The organism is Niabella hirudinis (assembly GCF_051201075.1).
GTDB classification, from domain to species: Bacteria; Bacteroidota; Bacteroidia; order Chitinophagales; family Chitinophagaceae; genus Niabella; species Niabella hirudinis.
On sequence record NZ_JBPEHJ010000008.1, the window covers coordinates 145,907 to 172,514 of the forward strand.

The window sequence follows — 26,608 nt, forward strand, 5'->3', positions numbered from 1 at the left end:
GGGATTACAGGGTAAATAAAAAAGCGTTTTTATTTATACAAAGATGACCTCTAAGTTTGATTGCCTCTGACGGTTGCTTCTTTTTTTTTCTTTATGAGCGCACCTTCATAGCCGTTTTTATAGATTGTATGCGCAGGCTGTTTGTCATTTGGATTTATAAGGTACTAAAAACAAAAAAGGTCCTTCCGTAGAAACGGACTGACCTCTAACGATTGCTTGCCATATGAAAAAACTTAAAAAACTCTTTGTTGTGCTGCCTACAGCTTTTGTTTCCTCTTTTCCTTATCCCCTCATTTGTTACACAAAGATAGTCCTTTCCGGGAGGGTACTCCAAACCAACTATTGAGGAGCTATAGTATCTCTAAGCTGTTATAAAAACATTAAAGTGCCCGTTGCTACTCAATTACAGCGTAATTTTGCGGAGATGTCCAAGGGTATTTTGGGCGTTTTTTAATGTTTTTGAAGGGTTTGCATTTAACTTTGTAACTATGCCGAATAAGCCGGGGGATATCCTGTTTCAGTTAATAAGATCGTTGGAAAAGTCGGAAAAGAGACACTTTAAGCTTTATATTACAAGGAGTTCTGGTAATGAGGACCTCAAAGTGATCAAATTGTTTGATGCGATGGATAAATTGCAGCAGTACGATGAAAAACTGGTACTGAAGAAACTGAAGGATGTGACCAAACCCCAGCTGTCTAACCTGAAATCACATCTCTACAAGGAAATACTGGCGGGGCTCCGTTTGCTAAAAAGCAGTGAAAGCCTGGATCTTCAATTAAATGAATTATTTGAGTCGGCGCATATTCTTTATAAAAAGGGGTTGTTTTATCAAAGTTTGCGGGTGATCGACAAAGCCAAGGAGGTTGCCAAGCTCAATCAGAAATTCTTTTTTCTTCCTCAGCTTTTATCACTCGAAAAACGGATTGAGGCCCTGAATGTAACGGATAGTTTTGTGAGCCGGATGGATGAATTGGCAGAAGAGTCCAATGAGGTCAATACCAAACTGAATATGATCACCCGGCTATCCAATCTTTCGTTGCAGGTATACGGGTTTTATATTGCCAACGGGCATGCCCGCAATGAGGCGGAAGAAGATAAGGTAAAAAAATTCTTCCGGCAGAACCTGCCTTCGGGATCGGCCCAGCAGGATGGGTTTTATGAAAGGCTCTATTACTACCAGGCCTATACCTGGTTTGCCTTTATCCGGCAGGATTTTCTATTATACTACCGTTATGTTCAGAAATGGGTAGACCTGTTTTATGAAAAGCCCAATATGCAGCGTACAGAAACGGGGCATTTTATAAAAGGATACCATAACCTGCTGAATGCACATTTTGATCTGCGGAATTATGAACAGTTCAGCATCGACCTGCAAAAATTTGAGGAGTTCAGCCATACAAAAAGGGTACAGGGCAACGAAAACTTCCGGGTACAATCATTTGTATACATTGCCAGTGCCAAAATAAATTATTTTACTATTACCGGGCAAACCGCAGCGGGGTTAAAAGAAGTGCCTTTTATTGAGGACAAGCTTGCGGAATATGCGTTGTTCCTGGACCGGCATCGGGTAATGGTGATTACGTATAAGATAGCCATGTTGTATTTCCTTTCCGGGGATTACAGTACCTGTATTGATTATCTTCAGAAGATCATCAACGATTCGTCCGGTTTGAGAACCGATCTGCAGTGCTATGCGCGGCTGGTACATTTGCTGGCACATTATGAAATGGGCAACCTGGAGCTGATGGATTCACTTACCCGGTCGGTATTCCGTTATATGTCGAAGATGAAGAACCTGACGGTGATCGAACAGGAGATTTTCCGGTTTTTCCGGGGGTCGTTCCGTTTTACCAGCAGAGAGCTGATACCGGAGTTTGAGCGCTTCCTGGAAAAAGTAAAGCATTTGGAGAAGAACCGGTTTGAGACCCGCTCCTTTGCCTATCTTGATATTATATCGTGGCTGGAAAGTAAGGTAGAGCGCAAACCCATGCGGGTGGTCATCGAGCAAAAATTCCTTCAAAGCAAGCGCAGCCGGAACGTGGTTCCTGTGCTTGCAGATCAATAAACCTCTTTATAAATGTAAAATACTGAATGAAGAGTGTAAAATGAAAAAGGAGTATTCGGTTTAGAAAAAAGCCTATTAGGTTTTAACGGGATCGCTTCTTCATTTTACATTGGATATTTCTTATTCTACATTTTTTACCGATACTTTTTCATAATTAAACAAACGACACCACCCTCCGCTCACGGCTGCTTTGCAGGGCGGCATCAATTACTTTCATGGTGAGGATGGCATCTGAAGCCGGCACGGGGTTGGGGCGACCATTTCGGAGCGCATTGTAAACGTCTTCGTAATAGTCCATGTAATTACCCATTTCCGACCGGGTTTGCTTTCTTACGTCTTCCCCGTTAATAGTGGTATGTAATACACCGTCAAATCCTTCCGGCGTAGGAATCCAGCTTTCAATAGCGGGCACCACGCCTTCCTGTAATTTTGTTTCCTGCAGGTCGGATCGTTGCTGCAGGAAGGTCCCGTTCTCTCCCTGTATGATAAAGGGATAGGGCGACTCTTTGGCAAACACCGTTCCTTTGACCCGTACCCGGAAGGGGCGGGGATAATACAATAGTACTTCAAAGTAATCGTTGGCCTCCATATTCTTTCGCATGGTGAATACATCCGCAAAAACGGCTTCGGGAAGTCCGAACAGCTGGAGGGCCTGGTCAATCAGGTGCGCCCCCAGGTCGTGCAGGTTGCCGGCGCCGGGTTTGTTGCCTTCTTTATGATCTTTGCCACTATGGCCGGTACGGTAGCGGTCATAGCGCAGTTCCACTTCTTTTAGCTCGCCCAGCAGGTTTTCGGTAACAACGTCCTTTATGGCCCGGAAATCGCCATCGTACCTGCGGTTTTGGTAAACACAGAGGAAAAGGCCTTTTTCTTTAGCCCGCCGGTCTACTTCTTCTGCTTCGGTAGCATTAATCATAAACGGCTTTTCTACCACAATGTGTTTACCGGCCTCCAGGGCCTTAATGGCATACTCAAAATGGGTTTGAACGGGGGTATTTACAATAACCAGCTCAATTTCCGGGTCGGCAATCAGTTCTTCAAAAGAACGGTATAGTTTGGAATCGGGATACCGCTCCCGCGATTCTTCTTTATGCCGCTCTACAATGGCCCTCAGCTCAAAATGCGGGTTGGCATTAATAAACGGTGCATGAAACAGTTTGCCGCTCATGCCAAACGATGCGATTCCAGTAATAATTGGATGACTCATTATTGATTTGATTTTGAAGAAATGTAAAAATAGTACAACCCGCCGGATATTACCGTTGCTGTGCCCGGAACCATCGATCCGGAATTTCGTCCTGCGATGCCAGCAGGTAGTCCTTATAGCTGCAGGGTACCAGCTGGTTTCCGGGAAGCTGCATCCACCAGCGCCCGGTTTTTTTGCTTTGATAAAACGTGGTTTCTATTTCCGAAAAGATCATCTGGTACTCATTAAAGGCCTCTTTGTCGGTAAGGGCTGCCTCTCTTTTCCGGCGGTGGATGCCATCGAGCGCATACCACAGCATGTGGCCAATTTGTTTGGCGGTTAATTCATCCCGGTCTTTTTTCACATCGTACCCGTAAATGCCAATGGTGTTTACGGCTGCGCTCATGCCCGCGTATTGCATTAAAATACAGGCTTCCTCCCCATTAAAGCCGTTGGGCGTAAGCTGGTTGGCCGGGGCATAAGCATGGGCAATGGCATTGATATCAAAGGAGAACAGCTGACTGCTCCGGATGGCCGGTTCAATCTGCTCCAGGTCTTCCTTTACATGCCCTACGCGGTAAAAGTCAAATTTTAGCTTGTCGAGTGTTTGCAGCATTCCCGGGTGTACCAGGTAGCTTTGAAACCCTATATGGTTATAGTGCCGGATATAATTGGGCTCACCGGTAAGCATCTCCATCAGGAAATGATCATTGGCAAAAGGCGACTCCATGTCCAGGTCAATTACTGCATCCACAATGGAGGCCTCAATAATGGTTTTTTGTGCCACGTATGCTCCATATTGCGCCAGGGTAAGATCGTGTGATCCGCCCAGGATGATGACCGTTTTTCCTTCTTCAATAAGGGCGGCGATCACTGTTCTCAGGGCCGCCACCGTATCAGTATAAGAAGCGCCCTGCCGGATGTCGCCGATATCGGCGATCCGGATGCCCTCATGCCAAAAAAACAGAGAATAAAAATGACGGCGGATACTGTCGGGCGCAGTACTGGGAGCGCCCAGGATTCCATTGCCGCGCTGCTCACCACAGCCCACAAACACCACATCTGCCAACTCCAGGTCCGGGAATAATTCTTCATGAAGATCGATACTACTGCCTATTTGGTTGGGCTTATAGATTTCGTCACCAGCAATTTCCCGGAGGTTAACGGGCGATAAGAAGGCCTCGATATTCATGTGATCTGACATGCTTGCAAGATAATATAAACAGGGAAAGATTTGAAGAACCGCTTATAAAGTTTTTGGAGGATTTGTGTAAGAAGCCGCCGGCAGTTGTCCTGCTTTAAAGAAGGAACACTTACTTTTGAGGCCAAAATCAATCACTATGAGGAAACTTTTATGGATGGCCTTGTTTTTAAGCGCCGGCTTTTATTTGCATGCACAGGATGAAACGGTAAAAAAGTTACAATCTGATGCGAATCGTAAAATTGCAAAGGATGGCAGTGATACCACGAAGATGACCTGGAAAACCGGTGGCATCTTTAACCTGAATGTTGCACAGGGATCGCTGAGCAATTGGTCGGCCGGTGGTGATAAGTTTTCCCTGGCGCTGAACTCGCTCCTGAGCACTTATGCTTTTTATCAAAAAGGAAGAAATCACTGGGACAATACGCTGGACCTGAACCTGGGGTATATGAATACCACATCGCTCGGCACCAGGAAGAACGATGACCGGATCGACCTGGTATCAAAATACGCGTATGATGTAGGAAAAAAATGGGATGTGGGTGCCTTGTTTAATTTCCGTTCGCAGATTCTGAAGGGGTATGATTATAATACGGATACCTCAAAAACGCTTACCTCTCAGTTTCTTTCACCGGCCTATTTGCTGCTAAGCCCGGGGGTTACTTATAAGCCATCAAAGACCTTCTCCATATTTGTTTCGCCGGTAACAGCCCGCTGGACGGTGGTTATGAATGATTCGCTTTCTGCGCGTGGGGCATACGGGGTAGACACCGGCAGGCATGTAAAAACGGAGTTTGGCGCTTTTGCCACGGTTAATTTTTTCAAGGAATTCAACAAATCCATTTCATTTAAAAGCCGGGCAGATTTCTATTCCAATTACCTGCACAACCCGCAGAATATTGATGTATACTGGACCAACCTGCTGAGCATGAAGCTGGGTAAGCTTTTTGCCATTAATTATGCAGTGGATCTTATTTATGACGATGATGTGCGCCTTTTTGGCCCGGACAAAGAATCGGCGCGGCCGCAGATACGATCGATGCTGGGAATCGGACTTTCATATCGCTTTAGCAACAGATAATGGCACAAAAAAAACTGGTACGTTTTGCAGAATTGAATACATTTAATAATGTGTTACAATTTCCCCAGGATATAAAGGGAAAATGGAAGGGCTATTTTAAAAATGAGCAGTCCATTACCCTGGAGCTGGCCTGCGGAAAAGGAGAATATGCACTTGGGCTGGGGCGCCTGTATCCAAACCGGAATTTTATCGGGGTGGATATAAAGGGCAACCGGTTATGGGCGGGGGCCAAAAAAGCGCAGAATGAAAAGCTGGATCAGGTGGCTTTTTTAAGGGCCCAGATCGAGCAGCTGCATCAATACTTTGCACCGGGTGAGGTGAGCGAGATCTGGATCACGTTCCCCGATCCGCAACTGCGGTTTTCAAAGGCAAAAAAGCGGCTGACGCATCCCCGGTTTTTGAGGATCTACCAGCAGGTATTAAAGCCAGGAGGGACCATCCATCTGAAAACAGACAGTCCCAACCTGCACCGGTTTACCAAGGAAGTGCTGGATATGTATCAATGCCCCATCCTGAAGGATACAGACGACCTTTACGGTGAGCCGGATCTTCCGGAAACGCTGAAAATAAAGACCTATTACGAGAGCCTCGATATTGCCGAAAGCAACCGGATTCATTATATTTCTTTCCAGCTGCCGCCCGTATTGGCCGGTGAAGAAAAAGACCTGGAATTAAAGGAAGCCATCCGCTATGAGCTTGATTGAGGGAGAGGATTATTATGTAAATGAAGAGGGTAAGGTGGTACTTACAGCAAAGTACCATCTACAGCGGGGGTACTGTTGCAGCAATGGCTGCCGGCATTGTCCCTATGGATATGAAAATGTTTCTGAACCTAAAAAAACGCAGTTACTAAATGAGCGTAAAAAAAGGGAGCAGCAATCCGGTAAAATTGAAAACGATACGCCCCTCGGGTAAAACAGAGGAAAGTATCTTCGACCTCATTTACGATATTGCCCGGCAGATACCCAGGGGGCGGGTTACTTCTTATGGCGCCATTGCAAAGGCTATCGGCTCGGGAAAGTCGGCAAGGCTGGTAGGCTGGGCCATGAGCGGTGCCGGCCGGGTAAAGCCCAAAGTGCCGGCGCACCGGGTGGTAAACAGTACCGGGCTGCTTTCCGGGAAACTCGCCTTCAAAACACCCACCTACATGCAGGAGCTGCTGGAGAAGGAGGGCGTAAAAGTAGTAAATGATAAGGTGTTGGATTTTAAGACCCGGTTTTGGGACCCGGTGCAGGAGCTGGGTTAACGGATTTCTTGTCTTTTGAGCAAAGGGAACGGATGGTCGGGCCGAAGAGATCTGGATTTCAGAGCAAAATTGTGAGCTAACGGGAGATCTGTTGGAGGCCTATCTGTTAGAGCCTTGTCCGTTGGAGTCTTTTCCCAACCCAAATATCTACCTTTGACTATGCTGGAGAAGAAACTCTATATTGTAGCAGGGCCCAATGGTGCTGGTAAAACGACCGCATCTTATACGATTTTGCCGGAGATCCTGAATTGTAAGGAATTTATTCGAAATTTATATGGAGATTGTTGACAGTGTATTAATTTTTGATAACTCAGAGGGCAAACACAGCCTGATAGCAGAAAAAATGGAAGCAGGTGCGCTGAAGATCATCAATCAAACGAAATTTGAACAATTAAGGCGAATTTATGATGACCATAAATAAGAAAATAGAGGAAAGAAATAAGATCATTAAAGGCCTGGAAAAGGTTTACGAAAAGCTGATCGAATTTAAAAAAGAAAAAAAACAGACCTCGTGATTATGCGCGGGGATAAGGTGGTAAAAATAAAGCCAGAATAGCCCAACTAAAACGATTTCGATATCTTCCGGATCGGGGAAAGTTAAAATACATAAATTCGCCCCGTGCGCTACAAAACGGGGCTGCAATCATCGGTCCGTTATATGCTATAGTATTTAACGATTTTTCAAATATGACAACAAGAAGAACTTTTATCCGCAATTCGGCCCTGGCCACCAGTGGCATTGCTTTAAGCGGCATGTTTACAAAAGTAAATGCATCCAGCTACAACCGTATTATTGGAGCTAATGGTAAAGTGAACCTCGCGCATATCGGCATCGGTAACCGTGGAGGAGAGATCATTGGGGATTTTGCAAAAACCAACCTTGCAAATGTGGTAGCACTATGCGATGTGGATATGGGCGCCAAGCATACACAGGGAACCATTGCTAAATTTCCCAACGCAACGCAGTTCCAGGACTTCAGGAAGATGTATGATAAAATGGCAAAAGACATAGATGCGGTAACCATTGCAGTACCGGATTTTGCGCATTTTCCCATAACCGTACATTCGATGGCGCTGGGTAAACATGTGTATGTAGAAAAACCCATGGCGCGCACCTTTCATGAGGTGGAGCTGATGATAAAGGCGGCAAAAAAATATCCTCATGTGGTAACCCAAATGGGTAACCAGGGTCATTCCGAAGCAAATTATTTCCAGTTTAAAGCCTGGACCGAAGCCGGCATCATAAAAGATGTAACGGCCATAACCGCCCACATGAACAGCCCCCGCCGCTGGCACGGATGGGATTCCAATATAAAAAAGTTCCCTGCAGCTGAACCTGTTCCGGAAACCCTCGATTGGGATACCTGGCTGTCGGCGCAGATGTATCATGATTTTAACAAGGATTTCCATTACGGGCAATGGCGTTGCTGGTACGACTTTGGTATGGGCGCCCTGGGCGATTGGGGGGCACATATTCTGGATACGGCCCACCAGTTCTTAGATCTTGGCCTGCCGGAAGAAATAAACCCGCTGAAGCTGGAAGGGCATAACGATTATTTTTATCCCATGTCCAGCACCATTGAGTTTAAATTTCCCAAGCGGAAAAAAATGCCGCCGGTAGTCGTTACCTGGTACGATGGTATTAACAATCAACCCAAACTTCCTGAAGGATTTGGTGCATCGGAACTGGATTCCAGCATTCCTACTGTAAACGGTCAAAAAGCCCAGGCAGTAAAGCTAAATCCCGGTAAAGAGATCTACAGCAAAACGCTTACGTTTAAGGGTGGCTCTCATGCCAGCACGCTCAGCATTATTCCTTCAGAAAAGGCGAAGGAAATGGCATCCAAACTGCCCGAAGTGCCCAAGAGCCCATCCAACCACTTTGCCAATTTTTTACTATCCTGCCAGGGTAAGGAAAAAACCCGTTCTCCTTTTGAGATTGCCGGTCCGCTCAGCCAGGTATTTTGCCTGGGCGTAATGGCCCAGCGGTTAAATCAGCCCATCAAATTTGACCGGGCTACAAAAAGGGTTACCAATAATGCATTTGCCGATGCATTTTTAACCGGTGCTCCTCCGCGCAAAGGATGGGAAGATTATTATAAGATATAGATCACGGTCTGAAATAACAGTCTGAAAAAGATGGGGTCGTCTGAAAAAGGCGACCCCATCTTGCTTGCGGCCATAACATTTTTCCGATTCGTGGGGACACGAATCAGGGCGACCAGCCGTGGTCCCGCCAATGCGGGATCTCCACGCGCCACTTTAGGATAAAAATATTATGCATCCTTTTGGTTGGGTGCACTTAATAAAAAGATTTTGTACTTTTAAAGGTGCAAATATTTCCGGCTATGAAAGGGAGCCCGTTATGGGTATTGATGTTTACCGTCTGCAGCCTTCCGGCTGCCGCACAGGTAAATATTACAAGAGATCCTTTAAAAAGGGATAGCGTACCCGCACTTTTAAGAACCGATGCCCATGCTTTCAAAGTACGGCCTGTGGCGCTGCATACCGCGTATTATAATTGTCTGGGGTTTATGTGCCGGCAGGAGCTGAAGCTGGAAAAAGCTACCAAGACCAGTTTTCGCCTCCGGCTGGGCAGCGTAGAGTATACAGACAGGATGGAAGGAAAGGTGAAGCCCGTGATCCGGTGATGGGCGGCGGGCTCAAACCTTTACATCTTTCACCTCAAAATTGCATTATTTTATTGCCGGGTAGCCTGTTCTACGGCCCGGTTTAGCATCTTTAAAACATCCGTTGCTTCTGCAGCAGTAAAATTTCCGAACCCCAGGCGCATGGCACTTAACTCCCTTGTTTGATATAACAGGAACTGTGGAAGCTGCAGCCCCTGTGTGGCACATGCTTTACTGATCCGTAATAAATTCAGGCCCTGATCCCATTTGGTCCAAACCGCCAGTCCCCCAGGCGGTATCGAAAAAGAAACACAGTTGCCCAGCTGCCTGCCCAGGGTTTCGCAAAAATGATTGCGCCGTTCATGGTAGATCTTCTGCACCTTTTTTAAATGGCGGTGAATTTCACCCTCGGCGATCAGTTGGCCCAATACCTGCTCCATAATGGTATCGCCCTGACGGTCTATAATGGCCTGTGTTTTTTGCATTTCTGCAATCAGGTTTTCAGGCGCTACCAGGAACCCGGCCCGGAAACCCGGGGCAAGGGTTTTTCCGAAAGAGCCCAGGTACACCACCATACCATCCGTATCGGCGCTGGCCAGGGGAAGAATGGGACTGCTTTGATAAGGAAAATCGTACTCGTAATCGTCCTCCAGAATAATGAACCCGTAGATGGCAGAAAGTTTCAGCAATGCCACCCTTCGCTGTGCGCTAAGCGTTGCCGTTGTTGGGTAGTGATGATGCGGGGTAATATATAACAGCCGCACCGGGTGCTTTTTGCAGGCGTACTCCACTGCTTCCACACTGATGCCTTCTTCATCTGCTGGGATCGTTTTTAACCTTGCGCCGGATTGCTGAAAAGTCATGTTGGCGGCATAATATCCCGGTGAGCCTACTAATACGATATCACCGGGACTGATGAGTGTGCGGGCAGCAACATACATGCCCATTTCCATGCCCCGGGTCACCAGGATGTTTTTGGGGGTAATATGCAGTCCGCGGCTGCCGTTCAAAAAATTAGACAGCTGTACTTTAAAAAAGGAGTGGCCGGAGGCGGCATTGTATCCCAGGTGCTTCCGGTTTACCTTTCTGCGCAGGGCGGCTGTATAATAACGCGCCAGCTGATCTGTGGGCGAAAGCCGGTAGTCTGGCTGTCCGTCTGTAACTGTAAGAGGCAGGCCGGGTGCTTTTTCGGGCACATCCAGGATCGTGCTTCTGCTGAAATGGAAGCCCGCTTTGGCAGGGTATGCCGTTAATTTCAATGCATCCAGTTTTTTTTGAGCGGTATTCTTACGGGATGCGGTCTTTACAAAACTGCCTTTATTGGGGCGGGCCTTGATCCAGCCCTGCGCATCCAGTTCTTCATAAGCTGCCACCACCGTTTTACGATGTACCTCCAGTAGCATACTCATAGCACGGGTACCCGGTAGCTGTTGTCCTTCGGAAAGAAATCCCCGCTGGATGGCATTAATAACCTGGTGCACGATCTGGAGATAGATCGCCGTGGTACTCTGCCGGTCGATGGGCACAAAGGTTTTGTATGGTAACTGAACCGGACTACTCACTATATAATAACCGGACTATCTAAGTCGTCCGGCAAGGTAATAGTTTTGGCGGAAAATAAGGAGAAAATGCCTGGCCACAAAGGTGCAAAGGCAGCAAGACACACAAATATGAATTTTAAAAAAATGAGGAAGGCTACAATATTAATAGAGCGGGTACAACGCAGAAGAGCGTTTTTAACAAGGGTTTTACTTATGCTGATTGTCGTTTTGACGGCCACCGCCGCCTTTGCGCAGGATACATTGCTGGACCCCGTTACGGTAACTTCGTCCGTTATAGAAAAAAGAAGTTCGGAAACCGGCAGAAATATCAACATTATCAGCGGGGAAACCTTTGCCGGGCTGCCGGTACACTCGGTTGATGAACTATTAAAATACATTCCGGGAGTAGAGGCTCAAATGCGGGGGCCGCAGGGTGCTCAAACAGATATTTCGATCAGAGGTGGCACATTTCAGCAGGTGCTGGTGATCCTGGATGGGCTGCGGCTGAACGACCCCAATACCGGGCATTTTACGGGCTATATACCCATCAGCCCGGCAGAAATAGACCGTATTGAAGTGCTGAAAGGAGCTTCCTCGGCGGTTTATGGATCCGATGCGGTGGGCGGAGTGGTCAATATCATTACCAAAGCGTTTAACAAAAACCGGCAGAGCCGGTCAAAACAGGCTGCGGCAATGATCAGCACCGGTGAGTATGGTTTGCTGAATGCCAGCGCCGGCGGATTTTATCAGAATGAAAAAATAAACGTAGGCGCAGGTTTTTTGACCAATAACGCCGGCGGGGTACAGCAGCGGGGCATCCGGGGCTATTTTCACAATACTGCGGCTTCGGCGGGGCTGCTGGTAAAGGTTGACCCATACTGGAACCTGGCATTGCGGACGGCTTATGACAACCGGGATTTTGCCGCGCAGAATTTTTATACCACCTATGCATCAGATACTGCATCAGAAAAAATCAGTTCCTGGTGGAACCAGGCGCGGCTGCAATACCAGAAAGGCAGCACACAGGTAAGTATCGATGCGGGATACAAAACGATGGAGGACCAGTATTTATTTAACCCGTCATCGATTGCCAATGACAATCGATCCCACCTGCTGCAGACCCAGGTTACGCTGCAACAGCGTTTTTCGGAGCAAACCCATCTTGTGGCAGGATTTAATTTCCAAAACCGGGATATCCGCTCCAACGACCGGGGCAATCATCACTTGAGTACGGCGGCCCCCTTTGTTTCATTGATCCGGAAATTTGGGGAGCATTTTATGGTGAATCCTTCTTTAAGGATGGAACTTTACGGCTCCCTTCCTGCAGAATGGGTACCCCAGCTGACGGCATCCTATAAAATGCGCAATATCCAGTTGCGCGCCAGCGGCGGCAAAACCATTCGTAATGCAGATTTTACCGAGTTGTATAATAATTACAATAAATCCGTGGTGAAAAGCGGAAGTGTAGGTGACCCCGGCCTCGCAGCAGAGAGATCCTGGACCTATGAAGCCGGAATGGATTGGTTTTGCCAATCAAACCTGAAGCTTTCCACCAGCTTCTTCCAGCGCTTTCACAGCCAGCTGATCGACTGGGTAAATACGCCGTATGCGGATATGCCCCGGAAAGATAACCTGGTTGCGGGAAGTAACTATGCGCTGGCCAAAAATGTTGCTGAAGTAACTACCAGCGGCTGGGAAGCAGATGCTACCTATACCCGGCGGTTTACCAACCGGCAGTCGTTGCTGTTCAATGGCGGTTTTGTATGGCTATACAGTAAAAGCAGCGAGCCCAATCCTTCTTTTTATATTTTATCACATGCCCGCTTCCTGGCAAATGCGCTGCTGACCTATAATGCCGGTCCGGTTTCGGTGAGCCTCACAGGTATCTATAAAGCGCGCAAACCGCAAACGGCCTCCGGGATCAATGCCACAATTACAAAGGATTATTTTTTGCTGAATGGAAAAGCCTCTTACGGGATCTTAAAAGACCGGCTGGCTCTTTTTGTGCAGGTGGATAATGTTTTTGACCGCTCATACAGCGATCTGCTGGGAGCCCCTATGCCCGGCCGGTGGCTGCAGGGTGGGGTGCGTGTAAATCTATAGACCTGTAAGGGTTTAAAAACCCTGCAGGTCTGTATAATGCTGGCAGGCATCTCGGATCGTTTCCTCCAGCTTACGGTACTCAAAGCCGGGCAATGATCTTACCAGCTTAGATCCATCAAAAACTGTTGCGCTGTTAGCCACTTTGGCGCTTTCTTTTGTAATGAGGGGTTTGGCTCCTGTGAGGAATGATTTCAGCCGTTCCAGTCTCCAGGCGATGCCGGAAATAACCGGCGATGCTTCCCGGCCCGGTTGCTTTTTACCAAAGGCATCTGCCATCGTGTTGAGCAGTTTGCGAAAACGCCAGTTGTCGTTGCACACCACAAAGCGTTCCTCTGTAATAGGCGATCCGGTAAGCAGGGCAACGGCTTTGGCCACATCCTCTACATCTGTAAAGCCATTGATGCCGTTGGTGTACCAGCCAAATTCTTTGTAAACGTTTTTAAAAATAGCACAGCTCCCTTCGTTCCAGTTGCCATAGCCCAGGATGGTGGCAGGGTTCAGCACCACGCCTTCCAATCCTTCGGCAAATCCGCGCCAGACTTCCAGCTCCGCTCTGAATTTGCTGATGGCATAGTGGGTATTGTTTTTATTATCCTCCCATTTTGCGGTTTCATCTACGGTACTGCTTTCCTTTTTACGCCCCAGTGCAGCAACAGAGCTAATATGTATAAAACGCCGTACACCTGTCTGCAGCGCCATGTTAACCATATTGGCGGTACCCTCCACATTCACATGATACATATTTCTGCGCTCTTTTTTGGCAAAGGAAACAATAGCGGCGCTATGTATCACCGTATCAATGCCTTCCATAGCCTCTTCCAGGGACAGCACATCAAGAATATCGCCGTCTACCCATTCTACCCTGGCCAGGATTTCCGGGTCCATAAAGGCAGGCATCCGGGAGCTGTCTCTTTTAATGGCCCTTGTGGCAAAGCCTTGCTGCACCAGCGTTTTAAGGATATAAGCACCTAAAAAGCCGGTACCCCCGGTAACCAGTATTTTTGATTTTTGATTTATGATTTTTGATTTATGATTGGCGAAAATAGCTATTTATTCCCGATCGATAATATCTCCCGGTTTGCAATCCAGGGCCTTGCAAATGGCTTCCAGTGTATCGAAACGTACACCCTTTGCCTTACCCGTTTTCAGGATGGAAAGATTTACAATGGTGACTCCTACCTTTTCCGATAGCTCGGTGAGGCTCATCTTGCGTTTGGCCAGCATTACGTCCAGGTTGATCACAATAGGCATAATTAGATAAAGGATTCGTTTTCTTTTTTAATGTTGTTTTCATAACCTGCTGTTAACTATGGTTCTTAAATGATGGTGTCCTGCTCCATTTTTACATCAGCTGCATATTGCAGCAGATCTGCTATTAAAAAAACACAAAGGATCAAAAACCAGGATATGGGGGCATTAAAGAGCGCCGTCAGCAGCGCATTCTGATACAGGTTATGGTCTGCCAGGTGGTTGGTGATCGAATCCTGTTTGGAAAAAACAGACTCCTTCCAGGTAGATGCAGCCGCATCAATCAGCAGCACCAGCACATTGAGCCAGCCGATGCCCTTGACCTTTTTATAATAGCCGGTATTCCATTTTTGACGGAGCATTACATTTTTTATGATACGGAACAGCAGGTAGCCCATGATCAGCAGGATACCCGACTTGGCAAATTCCAGAATATTTAACGGTAACGTTTGGTTGCGGTACTCCTGTATAGATGCAATATTGGAAGAAAGGGAGTTGGTTAGGGCAATGACGAGGTTTACAATAAAGGCAACGCAAAGAAAGCCCAGCGCCATCAGGCTGCTGCCGGTAATTTTAAATTTTGGAGGCATAACAAGGAATGTTTTAGTATTCAAAGTTATAAAGATTTTAAAATAAAACAAAAAATATTTATCGTTTTATTTTAAATATTCAATGTGGCATATTAATATTCAGGGTTCTGAACCATCTTTGAATTCAGGATAAGTTCCCTTTAGGGAATGGGGAGCAGTACATGACGGGGCTGAAAACCAAAAGAAGATAATTCCGCCCCTGCCAGCGGGCTTAAACCAGTCCTTTCTGCTTCATGCCCAGCCAGGTGGCCAGCTGCAGCACCGCAATTATAATAAGCACGGGAACAAGATTTTTGAAGATATCGCTCAAGCGGCCCCCCTCCAGGAACAGGCCATAAAAGGCCTCCAGGCACCAATAGAGTGGTGAAATGTGCATCACTCCCTGGAAGGATGCCGGCATGGCAAAGGCCGGAACCAGCAGCCCTCCAATGGCGGCGAACAATACAATGCTGATGGCGCCAATGCCATTGCTTTGTTCCTGTGTGTTGGCAAAGATGCCCATGCAAATCGCAAAGCTGGTAGCGCACCATCCGCAAAGAAAGGTTACCAGCAACAGCCCGCCCTTATCGGCCGGAATATTCAACGCCGGCAGCCCGATGACCGGAAAGAGCCAGCGCCCAATGCTGAAGATCACTGCGGCCTGCAGCATGGTGATGAGGATATAAGTGATCTGCTTGGAGGCAAGGGAAACGGATAAGGAGGTAGGCATGGTTTTCAGACGAAGAAAGCTGCCGCTTGTTTTTTCCCGAACCAGACTGCTCCCCAATGAAATTACGATAAAGAACATGGCAAAAAGCGTCCAGGCCGGTATATTATGCTGGGTGGCGTTGGGCACGGGCTGGCTATTGTCTCTGGAGGCGGCCAGTTGGTTTATAGGCGTTTCATTGGAAAGGATTTGCTGCTCCAGCGATTGGGGAATGCCGGGTTCATTATTGATGCTGCTGTATAGTGCCCGTACAATGTACTTGCTTTGTACGATTTGTAGTACACTGCTGAGGGCGCCATCGATCCCCTGCCGGAACGACTTTTGCAATACGGGGTGATAATATAAGGTAAGGGGACTTGCTTTTATTTTTGCAGAATCCGCAACAGTACTGTCAGAAATGGCAATCGTTTTCAGCGCTTCTCCGGACACCCGCTCCGCCTTGGAAAGTACATCCTGCGTGTATTGCGGCGGAATAATGATGGCTAGCAAGGCATCTTTATCCTCCATTTTATTTTTGATATCGCCGGCCGTTGCTGTAGCCGGTAGCTGCTTGAGGGTGAACATGCCGCCTTTTTCCAGTGAGGCGATCAATTCCTTTGAGGCCTCGCCGGTATCCTTATTTAAAATAATCAGCGGTACTTTCTTATCATTTACCAGCTCAAAAGTGCTGTTTTGTACGGAGGCGATGATGATGGCAAGTACGATGGGCATCAGGAACATGAGCGCCAGTCCCACTTTATCCCGCAACAGGATGCGGCCATCTTTCTTTATGCTTGCCCAAAGTTTGTACATGTTTCTGGTTTGAGATTTATTGTTTGATGTTGAAACCAAAAACCACAAACGATAAACCACAAATTGTTCGGCACCATTGGCAAATGTTTCCTTTTTATCTTCAGCGCCCGACAGGTCGCAAAAGTAGCGGATATCTTGGATGTTCTGCTATCAAGGAGTAAATTTGATGGTAAACGAAGAAACCATGGAAATCATCTATGCAGCAATTGAACTGATCAATGGCGATGATCTTGCGCTGGCACGCCGCCATATTATTGGCGAAGAGGAAATCAAACGAATTAAAGTGAATATGCTGGTGGATACCGGCAGCGTATATATGTGCATCAATGAAAATGCGCAGGAATTGATCGTAAATCCTGAACACCCGTATTTTGCTCAAATGAAATTGAAATAAGAGGCTGTATCAAAAGTCGCTGTTTTGTCATGCCGTCCCGATGGCGATCGCATGTGCGTCAAGTTAATTTTTGCCCCGGGAGCTGCAGCGCAGCGCTGATCCTGTTAGTAAACGACAATACGGGTAATAAAGGTGCAGCGCACCGGTAATCATTGCGGTTTGTACAAGCCGTGCACAGGAAATTACCGCCGCGCTGCGGCTACGGGAGGTTTTGGAGGTTCATCGTTATAAGGGTCAACGGCGCGCTGCGCCTGTTTGCCATTAAAAGATGCGATCTTTTTGGCGCGAAAGGCTTACCCGTACTACATTTCATGGCAACATGATCTGTTCTTAACTTGACGCACATGCGATGGCGACCGGGATTGTTTCGACATCTAATGATGATTGTTAGTCAATAGATGCTGAAACAAGAATAGATCCCGGATCAGGCCCGGGATGACATCTTCAGAACGACATCGTGCTGTAAAGCGACTTTTGAGTGCCTCCTTGCGGTTACTCCACACTCCAGCTGATATTCCCGTCTTTTTCATCTTTTAAAAGAATCCCGATCGTTGCCAGCTGGTTGCGGATCTTATCCGATGTTACAAAATCTTTCCGGCTGCGGGCTTCCTTCCGGATATCGATCAGCAGCTGCATTACGTCCTTCAGTTTTTCATTGTCTGCTGCAGAAACCGATGTCAGTCCCAGGATCGTTTCCAGGTAAGTATGCATCTGCCCCTGCAGCAGCTCAAACGTTGCTTTTGAAATGCTGTTGAGGGCAATGGTTTTGTCCTTCAGGCTATTGATGACGGGAGCCAGTTCAAACATATTAGCCAATACCTTGGCGGTATTGAAATCATCGCTCATGAATGCATCAAACTCCGCTACCAGTTTCTGCAGCCGGGCATCCAGCTCCGGGTCGGCGGCTGTTTCCTGTAGCTCACTGCCCCGGTCCTGCAGGCGTTTCAGGTTTTCATAAGCTTCCCAAAGCCGTTTCAATCCTTTTTCGGAAGCCTGCAGTGCTTCGTTGCTGAAGTCGAGCGTACTGCGGTAATGGCTTTGAAGAATAAAGAACCGCACCACCATCGGGTGGTAGGCCTGGGTAAGCAAGGGGTGATCGCCGCTAAACAGTTCCGTTAATTTGATCACATTGTTATAGCTCTTGCCCATCTTGCGGCCATTGATCGTGATCATATTATTATGCATCCAGTACTTTACCGGTGAATGGCCATTGCAGATGGTGCTTTGCGCAATCTCACTTTCATGGTGCGGAAACTGGAGGTCCATACCGCCACCATGGATATCAAAATAAGATCCCAGGTATTTTGTAGCCATGGCCGAGCACTCGATATGCCAGCCGGGAAACCCTTCGCCCCAGGGGCTGTTCCAGCGCATGATATGTTTGGGGGGCGCTGCCTTCCAAAGCGCAAAATCGGCTGCGTCCTTTTTTTCTTCCTGCCCTTCCAGCTCCCGGGTGGCTTCCAGCAGGTCGTCTATCTTCCGGCCGCTGAGTTTTCCGTAATCGTGTCCGGCTGCGTATTTTTTTACATCAAAGTATACGGATCCATTGTTCTCGTATGCATACCCGTCTGTGATGATCTTTTTGATCATCTCGATCTGCTCCACAATATGCCCGGTGGCTGTTGGCTCAATGGAGGGGGAAATGGTATTAAAGAGGCCCATGGCCCAATGAAAAAGGTTCGTGTACTTCTGTACCAGCTCCATCGGCTCCAGCTTTTCGAGCACCGCCTTGCTGGAAATTTTATCCTCTGCTTCACGGCCTTCTTCCTCAAAATGCCCGGCATCCGTAATATTGCGCACATAGCGCACTTTATACCCCAGGTGCTGCAGGTAACGGAATACCACATCAAATGTAATATACGGGCGGGCGTGTCCGAGGTGACTTTCGCCGCTTACCGTAGGCCCGCAAACATACATTCCTACATAGCCCGGCGTAATCGGTTCAAACAGCTCCTTCTGGCGCGAATAGGAATTATGTATCTTAAGTGTGCTCATACCATCTTTTTGTAAGAGTACAAATATAAAGGAGGCTGCTGGTATTTGACCGGGGATGGATAAAAAGAAAAATGAATATACGCCACCGCCGGATCTGTTAAACCGGCGCTAAATCCGGGATGACCTGCAATTTCAGCGGCATGATCATCGTCTGATAAACAGATCAAAACCATTTTTATGAAATACCGTTTTTTACTGGTTGCTTCCTTTTTCCTGTTGTCGAAAAGTGATGCGCAGTTTTTGCTGAAACCGGAGGGTTTGTCACTTCCGGAGGAAAGGGATACTATGTAATTACAGTGCCTGGGGCCTCGCAGCAGCAATTGTTTGATGCCGTTGAACGTCGGATACAAACCAGTTTTGGTTCTTTTCGCGACCGGATATCAACGGACCCGGGCAGGGAGATCGTGTTCCAGGCAACAGACCGCCACGGGCTTAACTATTATGGAAAAGACTATGACGTTACCTTCCAGGCCAGTTTTGAGTTTAAGGAGGGTAAAATAAAAGTGAATGCCCCGCTCATCAGAAACATACGCAGTTTTAACCCCCGGATCGATTCTGTGGCAGCCGTATTAGCGGTAAACAGCCCGGGAACGGTGATCTTCCTGAATCGGGGCTGGTTTGTATATGATAAAAAGGGCAAATTAAAAAACCGGCCGCTGAAGGAGCTGCTGGAGTCGCTTTTTAATGATGAAATACTGGCGCCGCTGCTGGCGGTGAAAGCTGCGGAGGACTGGTAGCCTTCTTTAATTAGACGCAGGAGCCAGCTTCAGGTCACAAACCATCATATAGTGGTCGGAGTAATTGGTGGTCACCCGCTTTATCTGGTCGATCTCAAAATGATGATCGGTAAAAATATAGTCGATCCGGAGCGTGGGCGACAGGGAATTATAGGTCCGGCCGATCCCGAGCCCTTTTTTCAGAAATGCATCCTGCATCGATCCCTTCACGGTATGGTACGTGTAGGAGTTGGGCACATCATTAAGATCGCCGCAAAAGATAGTAGGGCTGGGGCTGTTCTTCAATATCTCGGGCATCATATCGGCCTGTATGCTCCGGTGCTGGATGGCTGTTCTTAGCTTGGTAAAAATATAAAAGGCATTGCTGAGGATATTTCCCTTTGCTTTTTTTAAGGCTTCAATTTTCGAAATGTCTTCCTTACGGAACTGGTTCGATTGCAGGTGCGTGGTGTAAACACGGAAACGCTGGTTGTTTTTTTTGATATCCACAAATAAGAGGGCTTCCGGCAAGGTAGGCCGTGGATAACGTACAATGCCGGTATCAATAATCGGGAACCGGCTAAAAATAACGCTACCGTTAAATAACCGGTCGCCATCCCAGTCGTGTGAATAATAGAAGTAAGGATACCCGATTCCCTTGCTTACGGCAACAATATTGTTGTACCAGTCCGGGTTGATGGAGGAGCTGAATTCCTGGAAACATAAGATATCGGCATTAACGGCCTTGATCTGCTGCAGCATTTTGTACCGGGTCTGGCTCCCTTTATTGTTGTTGACCACCATCTCAACAAAACGGGCAACGTTCCAGGTGGCGATACGGATATGATCTGCTTTTTTTTCCTGTTTAAACGGCTTTCTCAAATTAAAGGCAAAGAAATTCGTAATAGCGCCGCCCCCCAGCACCACGGCAATTGCAGAGATCAGGGCCCATTTTTTTTTAATAAAGATCCACCAGCCTAAAAAGACTAAAACCAATAACAGCAAAAACGGAAAAGCCAGGCTGAAAATATAAAGAACCGGCCAGTCCATTGGGCTGATATAAGCAGCAAGACAAGCCAATAAGAAAAAGAGGACCACCAAAATATTGATGCCCAGTAAAACCTTATTGCTGATTTTTGCAAAAATGCTCATTTACGGATTCTTTCAACCCGAAAGATAGTTAAGTTATCAGCAAACTGGCAAAAACCGGGGAACGATTTTGCCTATTTTCCTTTAAGATCTTCCTGGCTGGCGCGGTTTAAAAAGTCTTTTTCTTCTTGTGTAAGTGTTTCATATCCACCCGATTGATTCATTTTGTCAAGAATTGAATCCAGGCGTTGTTGGGTAAGCCGGGCAGTTTTTGTAAAGGGTTCAGCAGAGGTCTTATAAAAATAAGCGTCCTTTATTTTTTTCCGGTTCTCCGCTTTTTCGGGGTTAAACAGGTTGATGAACCAATCGTACACCCGGTTCATCCATTCGCTTCCGTCAAATCCCTTTCTTAAAAGATAAATGAACAGAAAACCGGTGAGTGCCCCTGTAAGCTGCGAAAAATAGAGTGCAGGCACCCCCGGCGGTATGGTGGCAAAATCCACGACCGCATAAATAAGTGTGATGACCCAGAGGGAGATGCCCCCGTTGAGCATCGGAAATAACTTATAATTAGGAGAAATAGTGGTTGCCGCAACAGCAATGGCCAGGATGCAGGCGCCCGAGCCGCTGAAATAGGGAAATGCATGTGTTTCCGGATGCATGGACTTACAAACAAAAACGTAAACAAGCCCCGAAAAAAGGGTGGAATAAATAAACAGGGGGATCAGCTTCCGGTTTCCGGTGATATCGATAAAAATAAAGCCAAAACACCAAAGCCATAACATATTGGCAATAAGCTCCCATACATTCACCTGCACAAGCGAATAGGTTACGAAGGTCCATATTTTGGCCACCGCAGTGCTCAGTTTAGGAGATAAGGCAATGGTGCTGAGAATATGGTCGTTAAAATACCCGGTTACATTTCCCCCTTCATCAAAACGCAGATAGGTAAGCGCTTTAAAGAATGCAAGGACTACAAACAGGATCATGCTGATGGCGATCAGTATGACCAGTGGATTTACCCGTGTGCCAAACGACAACCGGCTGTCATAGTTTCTGTCAGAAATACCCATATCAATTACCCAACAAAATTAAAGGGTTAAAAGTTGATTTCTTATTTAAGATAAATTTAGTAAAAATTGCGCCGGTTTGTTTTATTCCAGATCTTCATCAGGATAAAACCGGTAACGGCTCCCCCAAGGTGTGCATAATGTGCAATGCTATCGCCGGATGCACTGTACAGCCCAAAAAACAGGTCGATGAGGATTAAACCGGTGATGGCCCATTTGGCCTTTACCGGAACCGGTATAAACATAATGTAGAGCTCTGTGTTCGGAAATGTTAGCGCAAAAGCTACCAGCACGCCCATTACAGCCCCGGAAGCGCCTACGGCCATACTGCCGGTATTGGTGTAATATTGAACGGCCAGGTGCAGCGCCGCAGAACCCAGCCCGCAAATAAAATAGAAAATAAGGAACCGTTTGGCGCCCCAAACATTTTCCAGGATGCGCCCAAACATCCAAAGGGTAAACATATTAAAAAGGATGTGAAAGAACATTTGCGAACCGGAGGCCGCATGGGCAAACATATGGGTGATCAGCTGGTAGGGTTTAAATCCCTCACCGATGGGCCAAAGCCCCAGTTTGCCGGTAAGAAACCCTACGCTGTCATATACATTTCCGATTATTACTGTAGATTGACCATACCTGTTGTCGAACAGAAGCTGCGCTACCCAAACCACCACGTTAATGGCAATAAGGTATTTAATGGCGGGGGGGAATTTTTCGGGGGGTCTGGTAAAATAAGAATTCATGAAATATTTTGTATTAAAGCTTGGCGAAAGATCAGGACCGGAGTTTTAGTTGTACCACGTTCTCAATATGCAGTGTATGCGGAAACATATCCACCGGCTGAATTTTTGTTACTTCATATTTTTCATTCAATAAGGCCAGGTCTCTTGCCTGGGTGGCCGGATTACAGCTCACATACACAACAACGGGTGCAGCCATTTCATTAATCTTCTGTACCAGTTTCTCATGCATGCCTGCCCTTGGCGGATCGGTTATTATAACATCCGGGCGTCCATGTTGTTCAAAAAAAGCATCGGAACAGATGTCAATGACATCCCCAGCATAAAAATGGGTTTTATCCAGGCCATTTAAGGCGGCATTTTCGCGGGCATCCTCAATAGCGGCATCGATCACCTCTACTCCAATCACTTTTGCAGCCTTTTCGCTACAAAAAATGCCGATGCTTCCGGTGCCGCAATACAGGTCATACAGGATTTCCGTTCCGGAAAGCTCTGCAAAATGGCGTGTTACGCGGTATAATTCGACAGCCTGCGCTGTATTGGTCTGGAAAAAAGACTTGGGGCCAATTTTAAACCGGTACTGCTCCAGCTGTTCGGTTACGTAGCCCGGGCCATACCAGGCCACCGGTTCCAGGTCATAAAGACTGTCGTTCCTCTTTGTATTAATTGTGTAGAGCAGGGTGGTTATCTGCGGAAATTGTGCCCGAAGATGTTCCAGTATTTTTTCCCGTTTTTCGGGATCATCTTCTCCCATTACCAGGTTTACCATCAGTTCACCGGTTTCGCAAAGGCGTACCTGCATGGTGCGGAAGAAGCCCGTATGCTGCCGGAGGTCGTAAAAACTGTATTCATGTTCCTTAGCAAAGGCTTTTACCGCCAGGCGGATGGCATTGGTGGGCTCTTCCTGTAAATAACAGGTACGGATGTCAACGATTTTATCCCAGAAGCCCTTGCCATGAAAGCCGGCAACGCCCTGCCTACCGTATTCATGTGGGTTAATGCCCTGCTCTTTTAGCGCATTAAACTGCTCTTTGGGCATAAACAATTCAGTACCAAAAGTATATTCGATCTTATTGCGGTACATCCGGGTTTTGGCGGCACCCAGGATGGGCTGCATTTCCGGCAGCGGGATCTTTCCGATGCGTTGAAGGTTGTCCTTTACCTGTTGTTGTTTGTATTGCAGTTGTTTTTCGTAAGGCAGCATCTGCCACTGGCAGCCTCCGCAAACCCCAAAATGCGTACAAAAGGGGTCTACGCGCTCTTTGGAATAGGATCTGAAGGCGAGGGGGTGGCCCTCGGCCCAGTCTTTTTTATTCTTTCCAAGGCGGATATCCACCACATCCCCGGGAACCACCTGTTCTACAAAGATCACTTTACCATCCACGCGGGCGATGGACCGGCCTTCGGCAGCATAGTCTTCGATCAGGATATTTTCAAGAATGATATTTTTTTTCTTTTTCCGAGCCATTTTATAGTTGTTTTCCCTGAATGAGAACAGCCGACCGGATGGATTGTTCCTTTAAATGTAAAAATTGTTTTCGTTCCTCATCTTCCAGGAACCGGCCGAAATCCGCTTCTGTTTCAAAAGAGACCAGGTGTACTTCGTAAGGCGGTTCCGTATTTATTTCAATAAAAGCTGCTTTTTGCGGGCGTAACCGGAACAAAAGGCGTCCGTTATATTTCGCTATCAATGGAATGGCCAGTTGCTCAAACTCATGAAAAATGGCCTCGCTTCCTTCATTGATGTAAATGAGTTGTGTAATAAATATCATCCGGGCAATTCAATAATTACATGTTTGCGGCCTTCCGGCTATGCGTTTCCTGGAATATTACAGTTCTTTTATAACCGAGCTGATGATCTGGGGCCGGCCCAGCGTATAGTAATGCAGCACGGGTACCCCGCTCTTTTTGAGGTCCTTTGACTGCATCAGCAACCACTCGGTACCTACCTTTTCTACATCCTCATTGCTCTTGCATTTCATCATTTCTTTTGAAAGATCCGTGGGCAGGTCGATATGGAATGTTTTAGGCAACACATTCAGCTGTTTGAGTGTATAAACCGGCTTCAGCCCCGGTATAATGGGCACAGTGATCCCCGCTTTGCGGCAGGTTTCTACAAAAGCATAATACTTTGCATTATCAAAAAACATCTGTGTTACAATATAGTCGGCCCCGGCATCCACTTTTGTCTTCAGGTAGGCCATATCGGTTTCCATATTGGGAGCCTCAAAATGCTTTTCGGGGTAAGCGGCCACGCCGATGCAAAAATCGGTCTTCTGCGAATTTTTCAGGTCTTCTTCCAGATAGATCCCGTTGTTAAGGTCCACCACCTGTTTTAGCAGGTCAACGGCGTAAGGATGTCCGTCTGGTTGCGGAATAAAGGCTGTTTCGTTCTTGGCAGCGTCCCCGCGCAGCACCAGAACATTGTCAATGCCCAGGTAGTTCAGGTTAATAAGCGCATCTTCGGTTTCATTAATACTAAAGCCGCCACAGATCAGGTGCGGAACGGTATCCACATTGTATTTGTTCATGATGGCGGCGCAAATGCTTTCCGTTCCGGGGCGTTTGCGTACGATCACTTTTTTAAAACTCCCATCCGCGTTCTTTTTAAAGATATGTTCACTCCGGTGATAGGTAACATTGATAAACGCCGGTTTGTATTCCATCAACGGGTCCAGATGGTCATACAGCGCCTCAATGCCCTTTCCTTTTAACGGGGGCAATATTTCAAAAGAAATCAATGTTTCCTTTGCATTATTAATATGATCGATCACCTTCATAGGCTGCAAAACTAATGGAAAGATGCCAGTAATGCGGCTTCGGGTTTTATGTTCCGGATTTGGTTCAGGCAGGGCTTTATATTCCGGGTGGGCAAGGCGTTGGGGCCGCTGTTTGATGCATTCAGAAGTGTTTGCTATTTTAGTGTCAAATAAGCTGCCTGATGAAGTTCCGGACGATGCGTTTAATAACTGCTTTTTGTTGCCTGTTCCCTTTTGTTTCCGGGGCGCAGCGCATATTTACGGGCCGGGTTCTGGACAATTATTCGGAGCGTCCTGTAGCCCATGCCACGGTTACGATTAACGGGGTAGCTGTCCAGGCGGGAAAAGATGGTTATTTTGAAATACATGCACCCGGCAAAACACCCAATACGATCCATGTTTCACATATTAGTTTCAGAGACACCGTACTAACGGGCGTTCCGGAAGTATTTCAGCTGATAAAACTGAACAAGCGTGTAAAGGAGATGGATGAAGTGATCGTACCGTCTGCAAACAATGCAGAAGAGATCATCAGGATGGCAAACCGGGCTGTTTGCGGTAACTACCCACGAAAAAAGATCCTGACCGAGGGGTATCATGTTGCAAGGGAATCGTTTAACGATGAAGGTGTTGTGTATGAAGATACGGCCCTTGTAAGAGCCCAAATCCCTTCTTATTGCAAGCCAGTGCCGGCAATGCTGAACCTGATACAGAACAAATCCGGTATAATGGTCCGCGACAGCAACCTTGCCCGTAGCGCGGTTTTTTCCGGTGGCTATTATTTTGTAAAGGGTGTCGACTATGTGCACCGACAGGTATTTTCAGAGGAAAATATGCGGCTGTACCGTTTTATCCGAAAGCCGGATTCTGTAACGGCAAACCAGCAACTCTATGTGATCGCCTTTCAAACCCGGGCAAAATCGGACCTTTTGATGGAAGGAACGGTATATATCGATAAAGAAACGCGGGCCTTTGTTTCGTTTTATGTGAATCTGGTCCGGTATCCGAGGCGCGACTACCAATATGCAATAGAAAAGGAATACGCCAGTATCATTGTTCATTATAAAATGGCGGCCAACCGGAAATATTACCTGCAGTCTTTTTCGAGCGAGAATATCCGGACACAAACACGGATCAACGACCCGGGCATGGTGCAGGCTGCCCGGTTAAAGCAGGCCTATATTACCCTCCGCGTGAAAGAACATGGCCCTTTTGATCAGAATGCCCTGCTGGGGGAGACCCTCACATTTAGCGAAATTTCAAAACCCACGGAACTCATTCCGTGGAAAGAGGCCACCGCGGCGGCTGCCGCCGGGGAAATGGTGCTGGAGGACTAAAAAGGGAGTTTAAAGTGCCGTTTAGATCCGGGTGCTGTTTTTTATACCGGCTGTTTGTCATGATATTCGATACCGCGCCGGATGCGCTCCCAAAGTTCCGGGATGCTGATGGCTGAAC

25 protein-coding genes are annotated in these 26,608 nt (G+C 47.1%); 11 read left to right on the forward strand and 14 right to left on the reverse strand.

The window, feature by feature from the left end; translation table 11 throughout:
* The first annotated feature begins 488 nt into the window (after positions 1-488).
* Positions 489-2,066 carry a hypothetical protein gene (locus GGU45_RS15800; RefSeq protein ID WP_435226338.1) on the forward strand — a complete coding sequence of 526 codons (1,578 nt, stop codon included), beginning with the start codon at positions 489-491 and terminating at the stop codon, positions 2,064-2,066.
* A gap of 154 nt (positions 2,067-2,220) precedes the next feature.
* On the opposite strand, the gene GGU45_RS15805 is transcribed toward GGU45_RS15800, so the two are convergent.
* Both GGU45_RS15805 and GGU45_RS15810 read right to left on the reverse strand, forming a co-directional pair.
* A complete protein-coding gene (locus GGU45_RS15805) occupies positions 2,221-3,273 on the reverse strand; it encodes a Gfo/Idh/MocA family oxidoreductase (RefSeq protein ID WP_435226340.1) in 1,053 nt (350 codons plus the stop codon).
* A gap of 49 nt (positions 3,274-3,322) precedes the next feature.
* Positions 3,323-4,456 carry an arginase family protein gene (locus GGU45_RS15810; protein ID WP_435226342.1) on the reverse strand — a complete coding sequence of 378 codons (1,134 nt, stop codon included), beginning with the start codon at positions 4,454-4,456 and terminating at the stop codon, positions 3,323-3,325.
* A 136-nt stretch (positions 4,457-4,592) separates the two neighbouring features.
* Between GGU45_RS15810 and GGU45_RS15815 the strand changes: the two genes are divergently transcribed.
* From GGU45_RS15815 to GGU45_RS15840, 6 genes are all read left to right on the forward strand, one after another.
* Positions 4,593-5,534, forward strand: a complete 942-nt coding sequence (locus tag GGU45_RS15815) for a DUF3078 domain-containing protein (protein ID WP_435226344.1) — start codon at positions 4,593-4,595, stop codon at positions 5,532-5,534.
* The gene (gene trmB, locus GGU45_RS15820; RefSeq protein ID WP_435226346.1) at positions 5,534-6,238 is read left to right on the forward strand and encodes a tRNA (guanosine(46)-N7)-methyltransferase TrmB; all 705 of its coding nucleotides are present in this window, start codon (positions 5,534-5,536) and stop codon (positions 6,236-6,238) included. Before GGU45_RS15815 ends, trmB begins: the two co-directional genes overlap by 1 nt.
* Positions 6,225-6,449: a C1orf53 family protein gene (locus GGU45_RS15825; protein WP_435226347.1), complete on the forward strand. Its 225-nt coding sequence runs from the start codon at positions 6,225-6,227 to the stop codon at positions 6,447-6,449. The genes trmB and GGU45_RS15825 overlap by 14 nt, the downstream gene beginning before the upstream one ends.
* Positions 6,388-6,780, forward strand: a complete 393-nt coding sequence (locus GGU45_RS15830) for an MGMT family protein (RefSeq protein ID WP_435226349.1) — start codon at positions 6,388-6,390, stop codon at positions 6,778-6,780. The genes GGU45_RS15825 and GGU45_RS15830 overlap by 62 nt, the downstream gene beginning before the upstream one ends.
* Before the next feature lie 687 nt (positions 6,781-7,467).
* The gene (locus GGU45_RS15835) at positions 7,468-8,889 is read left to right on the forward strand and encodes a Gfo/Idh/MocA family oxidoreductase (RefSeq protein WP_435226351.1); all 1,422 of its coding nucleotides are present in this window, start codon (positions 7,468-7,470) and stop codon (positions 8,887-8,889) included.
* A 239-nt stretch (positions 8,890-9,128) separates the two neighbouring features.
* The gene (locus GGU45_RS15840) at positions 9,129-9,431 is read left to right on the forward strand and encodes a hypothetical protein (RefSeq protein WP_435226353.1); all 303 of its coding nucleotides are present in this window, start codon (positions 9,129-9,131) and stop codon (positions 9,429-9,431) included.
* A 50-nt stretch (positions 9,432-9,481) separates the two neighbouring features.
* Here the strand turns inward: GGU45_RS15840 and GGU45_RS15845 are convergent, their stop codons facing one another.
* A complete protein-coding gene (locus GGU45_RS15845; protein ID WP_435226355.1) occupies positions 9,482-10,972 on the reverse strand; it encodes an aminotransferase-like domain-containing protein in 1,491 nt (496 codons plus the stop codon).
* A gap of 123 nt (positions 10,973-11,095) precedes the next feature.
* On the opposite strand from GGU45_RS15845, the gene GGU45_RS15850 reads away from it, so the two are divergent.
* On the forward strand, positions 11,096-13,054 hold the full coding sequence (locus GGU45_RS15850; RefSeq protein WP_435226356.1) for a TonB-dependent receptor plug domain-containing protein: 1,959 nt from the start codon (positions 11,096-11,098) through the stop codon (positions 13,052-13,054).
* Between the two features lie 12 nt (positions 13,055-13,066).
* Here GGU45_RS15850 and GGU45_RS15855 read toward each other — a convergent pair whose 3' ends face one another.
* The 4 genes from GGU45_RS15855 to GGU45_RS15870 form a co-directional block, all read right to left on the reverse strand.
* Positions 13,067-14,104 carry an SDR family NAD(P)-dependent oxidoreductase gene (locus tag GGU45_RS15855; protein WP_435226467.1) on the reverse strand — a complete coding sequence of 346 codons (1,038 nt, stop codon included), beginning with the start codon at positions 14,102-14,104 and terminating at the stop codon, positions 13,067-13,069.
* A complete protein-coding gene (locus GGU45_RS15860; RefSeq protein WP_435226358.1) occupies positions 14,105-14,305 on the reverse strand; it encodes a helix-turn-helix domain-containing protein in 201 nt (66 codons plus the stop codon). It lies immediately after the preceding gene.
* A gap of 65 nt (positions 14,306-14,370) precedes the next feature.
* A complete protein-coding gene (locus GGU45_RS15865) occupies positions 14,371-14,892 on the reverse strand; it encodes a hypothetical protein (protein WP_435226360.1) in 522 nt (173 codons plus the stop codon).
* 211 nt (positions 14,893-15,103) lie between these two features.
* Positions 15,104-16,390, reverse strand: a complete 1,287-nt coding sequence (locus GGU45_RS15870) for an ABC transporter permease (protein WP_435226362.1) — start codon at positions 16,388-16,390, stop codon at positions 15,104-15,106.
* A gap of 184 nt (positions 16,391-16,574) precedes the next feature.
* Between GGU45_RS15870 and GGU45_RS15875 the strand changes: the two genes are divergently transcribed.
* Positions 16,575-16,784 carry a hypothetical protein gene (locus GGU45_RS15875; RefSeq protein ID WP_435226364.1) on the forward strand — a complete coding sequence of 70 codons (210 nt, stop codon included), beginning with the start codon at positions 16,575-16,577 and terminating at the stop codon, positions 16,782-16,784.
* Positions 16,785-17,276: 492 nt separating this feature from the next.
* Here GGU45_RS15875 and cysS read toward each other — a convergent pair whose 3' ends face one another.
* The gene (gene cysS, locus GGU45_RS15880; protein ID WP_435226366.1) at positions 17,277-18,779 is read right to left on the reverse strand and encodes a cysteine--tRNA ligase; all 1,503 of its coding nucleotides are present in this window, start codon (positions 18,777-18,779) and stop codon (positions 17,277-17,279) included.
* A gap of 296 nt (positions 18,780-19,075) precedes the next feature.
* Between cysS and GGU45_RS15885 the strand changes: the two genes are divergently transcribed.
* Positions 19,076-19,516, forward strand: coding sequence for a hypothetical protein (locus GGU45_RS15885; RefSeq protein ID WP_435226368.1), 441 nt, complete (start codon positions 19,076-19,078; stop codon positions 19,514-19,516).
* 6 nt (positions 19,517-19,522) lie between these two features.
* On the opposite strand, the gene GGU45_RS15890 is transcribed toward GGU45_RS15885, so the two are convergent.
* The 6 genes from GGU45_RS15890 to metF all read right to left on the reverse strand — a co-directional run bounded on the left by GGU45_RS15890 (position 19,523) and on the right by metF (position 25,174).
* Positions 19,523-20,647 carry an endonuclease/exonuclease/phosphatase family protein gene (locus GGU45_RS15890; RefSeq protein ID WP_435226370.1) on the reverse strand — a complete coding sequence of 375 codons (1,125 nt, stop codon included), beginning with the start codon at positions 20,645-20,647 and terminating at the stop codon, positions 19,523-19,525.
* Positions 20,648-20,718: 71 nt separating this feature from the next.
* Complete coding sequence (locus GGU45_RS15895) at positions 20,719-21,657, reverse strand: rhomboid family intramembrane serine protease (RefSeq protein ID WP_435226372.1); 939 nt, start codon at positions 21,655-21,657, stop codon at positions 20,719-20,721.
* A gap of 56 nt (positions 21,658-21,713) precedes the next feature.
* Positions 21,714-22,397, reverse strand: a complete 684-nt coding sequence (locus GGU45_RS15900; RefSeq protein ID WP_435226373.1) for a rhomboid family intramembrane serine protease — start codon at positions 22,395-22,397, stop codon at positions 21,714-21,716.
* Positions 22,398-22,428: 31 nt separating this feature from the next.
* Positions 22,429-23,862 carry a 23S rRNA (uracil(1939)-C(5))-methyltransferase RlmD gene (gene rlmD / locus GGU45_RS15905; RefSeq protein WP_435226375.1) on the reverse strand — a complete coding sequence of 478 codons (1,434 nt, stop codon included), beginning with the start codon at positions 23,860-23,862 and terminating at the stop codon, positions 22,429-22,431.
* Between the two features lies 1 nt (position 23,863).
* Positions 23,864-24,166: a DUF1330 domain-containing protein gene (locus GGU45_RS15910; protein WP_435226378.1), complete on the reverse strand. Its 303-nt coding sequence runs from the start codon at positions 24,164-24,166 to the stop codon at positions 23,864-23,866.
* A 57-nt stretch (positions 24,167-24,223) separates the two neighbouring features.
* On the reverse strand, positions 24,224-25,174 hold the full coding sequence (gene metF / locus GGU45_RS15915) for a methylenetetrahydrofolate reductase [NAD(P)H] (RefSeq protein WP_435226380.1): 951 nt from the start codon (positions 25,172-25,174) through the stop codon (positions 24,224-24,226).
* A gap of 161 nt (positions 25,175-25,335) precedes the next feature.
* Between metF and GGU45_RS15920 the strand changes: the two genes are divergently transcribed.
* Entirely contained in the window at positions 25,336-26,490 is a 1,155-nt protein-coding gene (locus GGU45_RS15920; protein ID WP_435226382.1) for a peptidase associated/transthyretin-like domain-containing protein, read from the forward strand.
* Positions 26,491-26,608: the final 118 nt, after the last annotated feature.